The organism is Marinomonas sp. ATLA20, from assembly GCF_057180105.1.
Genome location: NZ_JBXUKU010000005.1, coordinates 239527 through 251308, shown reverse-complemented (window position 1 = coordinate 251308; position 11782 = coordinate 239527). Strand labels below are relative to the sequence as shown.

The 11782-nt window shown below is 42.3% G+C and carries 12 protein-coding genes; 2 read left to right on the top strand and 10 right to left on the bottom strand.

The window, feature by feature from the left end; all coding sequences use genetic code 11:
• Positions 1 to 52 precede the first annotated feature (52 nt).
• Complete coding sequence (locus AC2A4J_RS10830) at positions 53 to 781, top strand: spermidine synthase (protein ID WP_484176003.1); 729 nt, start codon at positions 53 to 55, stop codon at positions 779 to 781.
• 86 nt (positions 782 to 867) lie between these two features.
• On the opposite strand, the gene pgm is transcribed toward AC2A4J_RS10830, so the two are convergent.
• Both pgm and AC2A4J_RS10820 read right to left on the bottom strand, forming a co-directional pair.
• The gene (pgm, locus tag AC2A4J_RS10825; RefSeq protein ID WP_484176002.1) at positions 868 to 2511 is read right to left on the bottom strand and encodes a phosphoglucomutase (alpha-D-glucose-1,6-bisphosphate-dependent); all 1644 of its coding nucleotides are present in this window, start codon (positions 2509 to 2511) and stop codon (positions 868 to 870) included.
• Between the two features lie 115 nt (positions 2512 to 2626).
• The gene (locus AC2A4J_RS10820; protein ID WP_484176001.1) at positions 2627 to 3751 is read right to left on the bottom strand and encodes a beta-ketoacyl-ACP synthase III; all 1125 of its coding nucleotides are present in this window, start codon (positions 3749 to 3751) and stop codon (positions 2627 to 2629) included.
• A 277-nt stretch (positions 3752 to 4028) separates the two neighbouring features.
• Here AC2A4J_RS10820 and AC2A4J_RS10815 point away from each other — a divergent pair, with 277 nt between their 5' ends.
• Positions 4029 to 5174 carry a patatin-like phospholipase family protein gene (locus tag AC2A4J_RS10815; RefSeq protein ID WP_484176000.1) on the top strand — a complete coding sequence of 382 codons (1146 nt, stop codon included), beginning with the start codon at positions 4029 to 4031 and terminating at the stop codon, positions 5172 to 5174.
• Positions 5175 to 5177: 3 nt separating this feature from the next.
• Here AC2A4J_RS10815 and murI read toward each other — a convergent pair whose 3' ends face one another.
• From murI to AC2A4J_RS10775, 8 genes are read right to left on the bottom strand one after another with little or no spacing between them, the layout of a single operon-like run.
• Positions 5178 to 5987 carry a glutamate racemase gene (gene murI, locus AC2A4J_RS10810; protein WP_484175999.1) on the bottom strand — a complete coding sequence of 270 codons (810 nt, stop codon included), beginning with the start codon at positions 5985 to 5987 and terminating at the stop codon, positions 5178 to 5180.
• Positions 5984 to 7057 (bottom strand): UDP-N-acetylmuramate dehydrogenase, encoded by a 1074-nt coding sequence (murB, locus tag AC2A4J_RS10805; protein WP_484175997.1) that lies wholly within the window; start codon positions 7055 to 7057, stop codon positions 5984 to 5986. Before murB ends, murI begins: the two co-directional genes overlap by 4 nt.
• 8 nt (positions 7058 to 7065) lie before the next feature.
• Complete coding sequence (locus tag AC2A4J_RS10800; protein WP_255829125.1) at positions 7066 to 7542, bottom strand: low molecular weight protein-tyrosine-phosphatase; 477 nt, start codon at positions 7540 to 7542, stop codon at positions 7066 to 7068.
• Positions 7539 to 7736: a Trm112 family protein gene (locus tag AC2A4J_RS10795; protein ID WP_255829124.1), complete on the bottom strand. Its 198-nt coding sequence runs from the start codon at positions 7734 to 7736 to the stop codon at positions 7539 to 7541. The genes AC2A4J_RS10800 and AC2A4J_RS10795 overlap by 4 nt, the downstream gene beginning before the upstream one ends.
• Positions 7729 to 8766, bottom strand: a complete 1038-nt coding sequence (lpxK, locus tag AC2A4J_RS10790) for a tetraacyldisaccharide 4'-kinase (protein ID WP_484175996.1) — start codon at positions 8764 to 8766, stop codon at positions 7729 to 7731. The genes AC2A4J_RS10795 and lpxK overlap by 8 nt, the downstream gene beginning before the upstream one ends.
• The gene (locus AC2A4J_RS10785) at positions 8763 to 9185 is read right to left on the bottom strand and encodes an ExbD/TolR family protein (RefSeq protein WP_255829122.1); all 423 of its coding nucleotides are present in this window, start codon (positions 9183 to 9185) and stop codon (positions 8763 to 8765) included. The genes lpxK and AC2A4J_RS10785 overlap by 4 nt, the downstream gene beginning before the upstream one ends.
• Positions 9182 to 9808 (bottom strand): MotA/TolQ/ExbB proton channel family protein, encoded by a 627-nt coding sequence (locus AC2A4J_RS10780; protein ID WP_484175995.1) that lies wholly within the window; start codon positions 9806 to 9808, stop codon positions 9182 to 9184. Before AC2A4J_RS10780 ends, AC2A4J_RS10785 begins: the two co-directional genes overlap by 4 nt.
• A 13-nt stretch (positions 9809 to 9821) precedes the next feature.
• Positions 9822 to 11753, bottom strand: coding sequence for a ComEC/Rec2 family competence protein (locus tag AC2A4J_RS10775; RefSeq protein ID WP_484175994.1), 1932 nt, complete (start codon positions 11751 to 11753; stop codon positions 9822 to 9824).
• Positions 11754 to 11782 lie beyond the last annotated feature (29 nt).

Below are 11782 nucleotides of genomic sequence, written 5' to 3'. Positions count from 1 at the left end.
TATCAATAAGGCTCGGTTATTCGAGCCCTATCTATTTTATTGAAGGAACACTATGTTATTACATGACAGCGCAGATGAACTTGGCCCAATTCGCATTTTTGATGATGGCCAATACCGCATTCTGTCTTTTGCCGAAGGTGATGAGCAAAGCCGCATTCGCCTTTCTACGCCACATATTTTGCAGCACGAATACACCCAAGCCATGATGCTGCCCTTGTTGTTTTGTGAGCCAAAACGAGTGTGCATCTTAGGGCTTGGTGGTGGCACCTTGCTTAATGCACTTCACCATACGGTACCAGCCATTCATATAACTGCTGTAGAACTACGACAAGAGGTGATGGACGCGGCGGAAATGTATTTCAAATTACCCAGAGGCAAACGTATCAGTTTAGAAGTCGCCAATGGCATTGATTACATGGAAGAAGGTTTACCTAAGAAAGTGGATTTACTAATGACAGACCTCTATAACACCGAAGGAATGGATCGCGCCGTCCTCCAGACAAGCTTCATTGAAAACTGCGCCAAAAACATTAAGGAAGATGGTTGGTTAGCTTTGAATTGCTGGATTGATCAAAAGAATAACCATGAACTAACTGCCATCATTAAACAGCACTTTAACGATGTTAGAGCCTTAGATACGGGAAGTGGTAACTGGGTGATCATCGCGGGCAAAAGAATGAACAGCAGTAACGCCAAAGAGCTAAAAGCCGCCGCGCAAAAGCTCAGCGATAAAATGGGCTTTCAGTTAGGAAAATGGCTGTCTAGGTTATCAGATATTTAGTTAAACCTACTTTACGAAAACAAAAGCGCCGCTTATTTTTTAACAATAAGCGGCGTTTTTTGTTTAAAAAAGATCAAATTGCCATACTAGCTTCCTAGCACACTGTCCACCAAGGCTTTCGCCTCGCTTTCAAGTTCAGCTAAATGCGCTTCAGAAATAAAGCTTTCTAAGTAGATTTTATAAACGTTTTCTGTGCCCGATGGTCTAGCAGCAAACCAGCCATTTTCTGTCGAGACTTTTAGGCCACCAATGGCAGCATTATTACCTGGCGCATGAGTTAGCACTGATATAATCGCTTCTCCGGCTAATTCGGTTTGTGTGACATCTTTGCTATCCAAAGCGCCCAACAAGGCTTTTTGTGCAGATGTCGCGGCAACATCAATACGCTTGTAATAAGGCTTACCATATTTAGCCACTTGCGCGTCATAGTGACTCTGTGGATCTTTACCTGTCACAGCTAAAATCTCGGCCGCTAGCAGTGCCATGATAAAACCGTCTTTATCTGTCGACCAAACGCTTGCATCTTTGCGAAGGAAAGAGGCGCCTGCGCTCTCTTCTCCACCAAATGCCATTGTGCCTTCGTACAAACCTTCTACGTACCACTTAAAACCAACTGGCACTTCACAAAGTTGTCGGCCTAATCCAGTCACCACGCGGTCTATCATGCCACTAGAAACAAGGGTTTTACCAAATTGAATATCTTGTGGCCACTGAGTTCTATGTTGAGATAGATACTCAATTACCACTGCTAAATACGCATTTGGGTTCATCAATCCAAAGCCCGCACAAACAATGCCGTGTCGGTCATAATCTGGATCATTGCCTACCGCGATATCAAAATCGTCTTTGAGTTTTAATAATCCCTTCATGGAATAAGGTGAAGAACAGTCCATACGAATACGTCCATCTTTATCACGCGGCACAAAGCGGAAAGTAGGATCAACTTCTTCATTAACGACGGTAATATCTAAACCGTATTTTTTTGCAATAGGTTCCCAATAATGAATGCCTGAGCCACCCATTGGGTCCACGCCAATACGAATTTTTTTATCCGCGATAGCCTTCATATCAATGACATTTTCAAGGTCATTAACGTAATGATTAATGAAATCAAACGGTTCGATTAAACCACTGGCTTCCACTTCATCTGGAGATAAACGTTTTACACCTTCAAGGTTAGCTTCAAGTAACGCATTCGCTCTTTTAGCTACCCAGTCGGTAATGTCTTTGTCTGCTGGACCGCCTTTACTGGAATTGTATTTAATGCCGCCGTCTTCTGGTGGGTTGTGGGAAGGCGTAATAACAATACCATCACTAACATCAGCTTCAGTCTTATTGTGGGTTAACACTGCATGAGAAATAACGGGGGTTGGCGTATAACCACCATTTAACTGGGTGCGAACCCGAACACCATTAGCAGTGAGCACGCTCACTGTTGTTTGAAAGGCTGCTTCAGACAAAGCATGCGTATCCTTTCCCAAATACAATGGGCCGGATACATTTTGCGATAAACGGTATTCCGCAATAGCCTGAGCAATAGCTAAGATATGATTTTCATTAAAACTGCTTAATAAAGCACTGCCACGGTGACCTGATGTACCAAAGCTAACACGCTCATCAGCATGTGTTGTTACACGAGGCTTTTTTAAGTAATAAGCTGACATCAGCTCAGGTAGGTTTACAAGAATATCATGAGAAGCAAGCTGCCCTGCTTGAGGATGAATTGCCATATTTTAAATGCCCTATTAAGTCATTGAAACCAATATGATTAGTCTCCCCTATAATCAGATCTGTTTCAATGCCTTAACTGAGCAACTTATTCAAGCATGATAAAAGAATAAGCAATTAACGTTTACGCAGGATCAAACTGCCTATCGAGTAACCCGCACCAAAGGAACAAATCACACCAATATCGCCTGCAGCCAAATCTTCATGGTATTTGGCAAAAGCAATAATAGAACCTGCAGAAGCCGTATTAGCGTATTCATCAAGAACAACAGGTGCCTCTTCAAGCGTGGCGTCACGCCCCAACAGGCGCTTACTGATTAACAAATTCATATTGATATTAGCCTGATGTAACCACCAACGTTTTAACTCTGATACCTGAATACCTTGGCTCTTCAAATGACTTTCAATATGCTCAGCCGCCATAGGGCACACTTCTTTAAAAACTTTGCGGCCATTTTGATGGAAGAGCATATCCGCAGAGTATGGGTCTTCATCTGTTACACGGGTCGTATAGCCAAAGTTTGAACGAATATTGTTTGAATATGACGTAATACACTTGGTACTTAGGACATCGAATGAGTGAGCTGAGTGACACGTCTCGCTGCTTTCAACCACTATGGCCGTTGCAACATCACCAAATATAAAGTGAGAATCCCGATCCATGTAATTCACTTGGGGAGAGGTTAATTCTGGGTTGATCACCAAAACGCCTTTAGACGAGCCTGCTTTTACGGCATCAACGGCTCGCTGCAAGCCAAAAGTCGCCGCAGAGCAAGCAACCAGCATATCGAAGCCAAAGCCTTCGATACCTAATGCGCCTTGTACTTCAATGGCAATAGCAGGATAAGAGCGCTGAGTATAAGCACAGGAAACGATCACCATATCGATATCACTGGCTTTTTTATTGGCTGCTTTTAACGCTTTTTTAGCCGCGGCAATGGCCATTTCCGCTTGATGAGAAATTTGCTCGTCAGTTCGAACTTCCAGAACGGGACGCATACGGTTAATGTCTAACGCGCCTTCTTTTGAATAGATATAACGACTTTTAATACCTGATGCTTTTTCAATAAAAGCAGCGCTAGAAAGAGGTTTAGCTTCTATCTCACCTTTATCAATGGCACCTGCGTTTTTTGTGTTGAATTGCTCGGCCCAAGCGTTGTAGCTTTCTACGAGCTCTTCATTGCTGATGCTGTGTGCTGGAGTCCATAGACCAACTCCGCTAATGACAACTGAAGCATTCATGGGATTATCCTTTTTCTTATTATTCAAAAATTTTCTACTTGTATCTTTTGTATCGACTAATTTAAAGAGTATAGGCTGAATTGTGGAATAGATTGCCTAGACAGTCCACCGATAGTAATAACTAAGCCACCAGATTATTCAAAATATTTATATCATAGAATGGTATTTTTAACTAAATCGATCATACTTTGCATAAGTGAGTGATTGTTTTAATAGAAGAAACGGGGGCTTATGAGGTACATTGAACACTTAAAGATTTCAGAATAAGCGAGCTTTTATGAAAAATAATAATGCATTAATTTTATCTGGTGGCGGTGCTCGTGCTGCTTATCAGGTGGGCGTGTTGTCAGCAATGGGAAAAATGCTTCCCAAACACACTCCTCTACCTTTCCCCATATTATGCGGCACTTCAGCCGGCGCATTAAATGCTACCATGCTTGCATCGTATGCCGACAACTTTTCCAAAGCGGTGTCCTCACTTGCTTTTGTTTGGCGCCATCTTACACCTGATCAAATATACACAGTGGGCCGATGGCCTGTGGCGAGCTCACTAACAAAAACCTTGTTATCTCTATTTCATCTTCACAATCAAGATCACTCTATTGCTCTAATGGATAACACACCACTAAAAGAGCTATTAACAAATCATTTAGATTTTTCGAGAATTAGCGATGCCATTGATAAAGAACAACTCAAAGCCTTAGCCATTACCGCTATGAGTTATAGCACAGGGGAATCGACCACCTTTTTCCAAGGCACCTCTGATTTACAAGAATGGCAAGGCAATCGACGTAAAGGCGTGACAGAAAAGTTAGGTGTTGATCACCTCTTAGCTTCCAGCGCTATTCCAACGATATTTCCGGCTCATAAAATACACGATCATTATTATGGCGATGGCGCAATCCGTCAAAAATCGGCCATTTATCCAGCACTTAAACTGGGGGCAGATAAATTATTTATCATTGGTGTGAGTGGTAACCGAAGCGCACAGAAATGGGCAACACAGAAAAAAGACATTGATAGTAGCGCGCCAAGCATGGCGCAGATTCTGGGGCAACTACTAAACAGTGCTTTTATCGACAATCTTGAAGATGATATTTATCAATTAGAAATAATGAATAATCTTATTCGAGATCTACCAGAAGACAAGCGAGCAAACCACCCTAACCTTCCAACAGAAACCTTAATCATTTCTCCATCGGAAGAGCTGAATGAAATCGCTCATCATTATATAGGGACATTGCCGAAAAAGATTCGTGTTTTGCTAAAAGCAGCGGGAGGATCGACAACAGAGAAAATCAGTTCCGCTGCAAGCTACTTACTCTTTACACCACAGTATTGTCGAGCCTTGATGGAGCTGGGTTATAAAGACGCTATGTGGGAAAAAGATCGTATCATCACTTTCTTTGAAAATAGCAAGTAACCATTAAATAAACACGTGCCTTTGGTCTTTGATCGGGGTCGACGACACCACCCACGAAGTCAGGCGCGGCATATTTTTAAAGCCTAGTGAACTGCAAATCTCTATGCTGCCTTGATACTTGGCACTTAAGTCGAGCAATTGGCTCATATCATTCGGATATGATTCTGTGAGGCGGCGAATCAACTGCGCTGTCACACCTTCGCTCGGCTCTATAATTTCACATTCATCCCCAAGTATTTGCTCAAAGAGATGCTTAACCAGAGGATAATGTGTGCAAGCCAACACTAAGGTATCAATATTTTGAGCCATCATATTTTGGCTCAACTGCTCAATTGTTTGTTGAACTTTGTTTTCTGTTTCTGGCCATGCATCAATATCAAATGCCAACGTGGAACTAGACATAATAGAAACATGACTGTCTGCCTTCCAGAGATCGATCAATTGATTTAGCCTTTGGCTCTCTGCGGTTACAGGCGTAGCCAGTACAGCCACTCTGCGCTTTTTACTAAGGCGGAAAGCGGGTTTAACAGCAGGCTCAACACCAATAATTGGCAACGAAGTACTGGCACGCAGCGTATCAATAGCTGCGACAGTGGCTGTATTACAAGCGACCACAATGGCACCAACTTTTTCATTCTCAAAAAAACGCCCGACCTTAATCAATCGTTCTTGTAACTGTTCGATGCTTTTACTACCGTATGGCGCAAATGCATCATCTGCCAAATATAACAAATCAAGATAAGGGTGTTTTTGATGTATGGCATTGAGGATCGTCAGCCCCCCTGCTCCTGAATCCATAACACCGACTTTCACTGTTGCGACTCCATACACACAGGTAACTGAACAGGCTCACGCTCCAGCTCAACGCCATACCTCTCAAAAACAGATTGCTTAATTTGAGCCTCTAACTCCAGCAAAGCCGCGGCATTAGTCTCTGAATGATTAACTAATACCAAGGCCTGTTTTTTATACACACCAACGCCTTTGTATTGCTTACCTTTCCAGCCAGCTTGGTCAATCAACCAGCCAGCTGCCAATTTGAAGCCCTCCTCAAATGGAAAAGACACCAGATTAGGGTAACGTTCTTTTAGCTCACTATGCTGAGCTTGGCTAACAATGGGATTTTTGAAGAAACTCCCTGAATTTGCTAGCACTACCGGGTCCGGTAATTTTTCACTTCGAACACGACATACGGTATCAAAAACAGCTTGAAGACTTGGGCTCTCTCCAATGCTCTCGGACAAACCGCCGTAGCTTAGTAAGAGTTCAGACTGCTTCTTCAATGACAGCTCAACGGAAGTTATAAAGAATACATCCTTCCACATGCCTTTAAAAAAGCTGTCTCGATAAGAAAAACCACAGTCTCTACCATTGATCCAGTAAACATCACCGGTGTTTCTATTAATAACTTGAACTCGCGCTAGGACATCTTTGATTTCAACGCCATAAGCACCGATGTTCTGAACTGGTGCCGCCCCTGTCGTTCCAGGAATTAAAGCGAGATTTTCAATGCCATACCACTTTTGCTCTACCGCATATTTCACCACTTGATGCCAACTCTCACCTGCAGCAACCGTTAAACTCACAAGGTTGCCCGAGTGCTCTCTTGCACTAATTCCAGTTAACCGGTTGAGAATAACAAGGCCAGATACATCGGCCGAGATAAGCAAATTACTACCGCCACCAATCATGGTGACGGTGAGTTGAAAATGATTTGCCCAAGCTAATAACGCTTTTAAAGAGTCTAAAGACTCTGCTATGGCAAAATATTCCGCACTATAATTGAAACGAAAGGTGTTGTAAGTGGCTAGGGAAACATTTTCTTGAATGGAGCTTTCAATGCGCTGCGCAAAAACATCGTCGGTATTGAATCGCATGTTCATTGTTTGGTTTAATCTTCTCTATTAGAATGCAGGTGATGCACAAATGCGTCCGCAATTGCTATAAGGTGTTTTCTCATCTCAGCAAAACCGTCGTCACCACCATAATAAGGATCCGCCACTTCGCCAAACTTAGCTTGGTCATTAAATTCACCAAACATCACCAATGTCGCCTTGCTGTTTTTCGGTTGAATTTTCTTGAGGTTAAACAAATTTTCACTGTCCATCGCAAGAATCCAATCAAACTCATGAAAGTCATCTTTGGTAACTTGACGGGCTTTTTGTCGAGAAATATCGATATCTACCTGATGAAGAGCTTTAATGGATCGAGAATCAGGAGGGTTGCCAATGTGATAAGCCGCCGTACCCGCAGAATCAAGTTCTAAAAACACACCGCGTTTAGTCGCAACACTTTCTAATATGCCTTGTGCTGCGGGAGATCGGCAAATATTGCCTAAACATACCGTCAGCACTTTATAGGATTTCATTTTGCAGAACCAGACTCTAAGCGCTCATCGGCCGTTAAAGTGCGCGCTTCTGTTTCTAATAAAACAGGAATGCCATCACGAACTGGGTACGCCATGCCGCCCACTTTGCTAATTAATTCAGTCCCGTCTTTGCTTAAAGTCAGTGATGCTTTTGTAACAGGGCAAACCAAGATATCAAGTAAGGTTTTATTCATGGGAATGGTCCATTTTAATAAGGTTAAGTTTTTCTAACAGCGCTTGTTGGAAACTGTTTGGCAAAATCAAAGACACAGGTAAATACCAAACATTTGAATTTGATAATTGAAGTGACTGACATTTTACCGCATCTTTCTCTGTCATCAACACTGCACCACTTGCGGGCACGTCGCTTACTTCAAACATATGGTGATCTGTAAACCATTGCTGAGTCGTATTTTTCTTTTGTAAACCTAAGCGATCTAGCGTTGCAATAAAGCGTTCAGGATTACCAATACCCGCCATAATATGCCACTTTGGTTCATTAGCAAAAGCATCTTGGTAATCTAGAGTCGTTTTACCATCAATTGAAACTAGCTTTGTAGGTACTAATGGAGCAAGTGTAATGGGTAAACCTAAGGTGTCGAGTGACGGGGTCATTTTCTCAGCCACACTCACCACAAAATCCACTTCGGTAAGTCGCTCAATAGGTTCTCTCAGTGGACCTACAGGTAATAAATGTCCGTTACCCACACCACGCGTCGCATCTAGCATGGCAATTTCAAGATCTCTATTAAGTTGATAATGTTGCATGCCATCATCACTCACCACAATATTCACATCTGTTGTACTTAGTAGAAATTTTACCGCTTCATCCCTTTTAGGAAAAACCACCATTGGACAAGCTGATCGGCGAGCCAGCATCACAGGTTCATCGCCCACTTCTTTTGGTAAACTATCAGGATATACATGCGTCGGCACATCAACCTTCGCACCGTGACCACGAGAAACAATACCAGGGCGATAGCCATTTTCAGCTAAAAACTCACATAGAGCGACAACCATTGGCGATTTTCCAGTTCCACCAACGCTGATATTACCAACTACAATTACTGGAACTGGCGCTTTATAAGACAATTCAGGATGCGCTAAGAACTGGGCTCTTTTATTAAGAACGGCTTTTTTTATCAATGGCTGTAACGGACGAAATACGTTAGTCCAGCCACAATGACCATACCATGAGCGTGTAAACAATGACTCTACACTCACTGGGCTGGCTCTTTTTGTGCAGTATGAGCAAGCTTCGTAATACCAAGACTTGCCGCCGCGTCGTACACTCTTAGCACCATGTCATAAGACGCTTTTGCGTCTGCGGTAATAATAAGTGGTCGGGTATAATCGCCCCCTGTCACTTCTTTTAAGCCTTGTACCAAGGTGCTCACTTTCTCATTAATCAGCGTTTGACCATTGATCACATATTGGCCGTCTGCAGTGATAATCAGCTCGACGTTTTTGGTACGGTCTGAGCTTGGTGCATTTGACGTGGCAGTCGGTAAATCAATTGTTAACTCAGTACTTTGATTAAACGTTGTGCTCACCATAAAGAAAATGAGCAATAAAAAAACGACGTCGATCAGAGGCGTTAGATTGATTTGAACGTCATCTATTTTTTGACGACGAAATTTCACTGTGCAACTCCTGTCTTCTCACGATCACCATGTAATGAGTCAACCAATTTAGTCGATTGTTGCTCCATAGTGACAACAAGCTCATCAATTTTACGGCTAAAAAAGCGATGAAAAATCAACGCTGGAATTGCGACCCCAAGACCTGCTGCCGTAGTTAATAAAGCTTCTGAAATCCCGCCAGCCAACAAAGCTGTGTTTCCAGCTCCGCTTTCCATTAGTACAGAAAAGACTTTAATCATCCCCACTACTGTACCTAACAAACCAAGTAAGGGTGATATGGCTGCAATAGTACCTAGGGTATTCATGAATCGTTCTAATTCATGAATAACATGACTAGCCGCTTCTTGAACACTTTCCTTCATCGCGCCACGACCATGTTTTGAATTTAATAGTCCGGCAGCAAAAATGGAAGCCAACCCTATTTTGGTTTGCATTGAACGAATATATTCAATGGTCATTCTGTCATCACGCAATCTTGTCATAACATCAGATAGCAGACCTTTGGGGGCAACTGCTGCTTTGCGAAGAGTCCAAAAACGCTCAATAATAATAGCCAACGTAAGAATGGAACACGCCATTAACGGCCACATGAAAAAACCACCAGTTTGAATAAAGGCTAACACTTCGCTCTCCAATTTAAGTTTGCAAGTAATTTAACACACTCTCTAACTTTTCTACACGTTTGCAAGTGTCAGATTTTAAGAGAAAAAATGAATAGATGCAGGACGAATGACGAAGCAAAACATGATTCTTTTGAAAATGAAATGCCAGTGATTCATCAGCCTTAATCACCAACCAATCGACATTCATTGCTTCAAGCATCGTCGTAATTTGTTCTGGCACTTCTCCCTTTAACATTACCCACTTAATATCGTGATCCAAAAGCCTTTGCGGAGTAAGATCTGTTATATCACTGGGCGATAAAACGTAGCCACCCTGTTGCTCGACGTTCAAATAAGATCCGAACATTAGTCGGGTAACATCAGCGCCCGCCCATGACTCATTTAATACAATTTCATTTTGATCCGAGACAATAAGCTTGTTGTCTCTATTTGTCAGCATTACGTCCGCAATTGCGCCATCAATCAGCACAGACAAAAATAAAACACACCAAATCCCCATCGCACTGACAACCCCTCTTTTCAGAGGACTTTGGTAAACCCAAAAGCCAATCAACAGCAACATTATCCAACGAGGAAAACTAGACGTGAATTGTTCAAAAAACAGCAATGGCAGCTGAAAAGCAGTCCACTCAACAATCATCATTATGTAATAAAGCAGCACATCCAATAGTTGATAACTGTATGTCGTTCCAATAAGCAACGACTCCACACAAGACAATAATGCTATTGGAAACCATAGAAATGCAGCCAACGGAATGAGCGCAATATTCACTAAGATGGATACACTTGAAATGGCTTCTTGCCAGCCTAGTATTAATACCATTGATGCGGTGCTCAGCATGATTTGCACCATAAATAGTCGCGACAACTTGGTGGATGTCTGGCAATAGCCAATTAACAAATACACCATACTAAAAGACAACCACAAACCTGGACTCAGCACCGCCCTAGGGTTAACTAAAAGAACTAACCACAAAGCAAAGGTGATGATGCCATAAGGAGAGGCTTTTATTGCGAACATGCGAGCACACAAATAAACACTCAGCATAATGGATGCCCTTACTACAGGCTCACCCCAATTGGTTATATAGGCATACATTACCAATAAAGGCATGATGACAACCGCATCACACTGCCAACGAGTTAAACCTGACAGCATGATTCTGCTAGGTAATACCTGCCATACAGCCCGACTCAGCAAGCAACCAATCGCAAACATAAAACCAGTATGCAGCCCCGAAACAACAAATAAGTGGGCCAAACCAAGTGTACGAATTATCCATGTATCTCGCTCACTCCATAAATCATCCTGACCTAACAGCAAAGCCTTGGAGAAGCGCCAAGAATTGAATTCCCCAAACACCAAATCAAGCTTATTAAAAAGCTGATTTCTGAGAGAGAAGTGGGTTTCTTCTATTTCATGTAGCGTTTCGTCCGTAAAACGAATAGTAAGTTGTGCCGCTTGCTTTTTGATATAAAGCTGCCTTAACCACCAAGGGCCATTTTTATCTGGCAATAAGATGCTGGTGACTTCACCTGGATATAATGAATGAATCCTAACGTCATCATTTGAAAGCTCTCTGAATGCAGTTAGATCAAAATTGTCTTTGGTCTGTCTTTGACCCGTTTCATTGACATATACAATGCTGACTACACTCTCAGATAAAGAGAACTTACTTGGCAACTGATCTTTTTTATAAACCAGCTGCTGCTTTTCAAAATCGACCCACACCAGATAGCCGGTCTTAAGTGGCAAAGGCTCCGTTGGTAAAAACTCACTCAAGATGACGAAAATAAAGGAGAGAAGCGTCAAATGTAGAACTATTGAACGCTTAGACCATATTAGGTAGAGACACATTAGAATGATATGAGTAGAATACACCCACAAATAATCGCTCGGCACCAGTATGGCGCCCATCAATATGGACAAACTACTTAGTAACATAAGACCTCCTTGTCTTAAATTGCTAAATT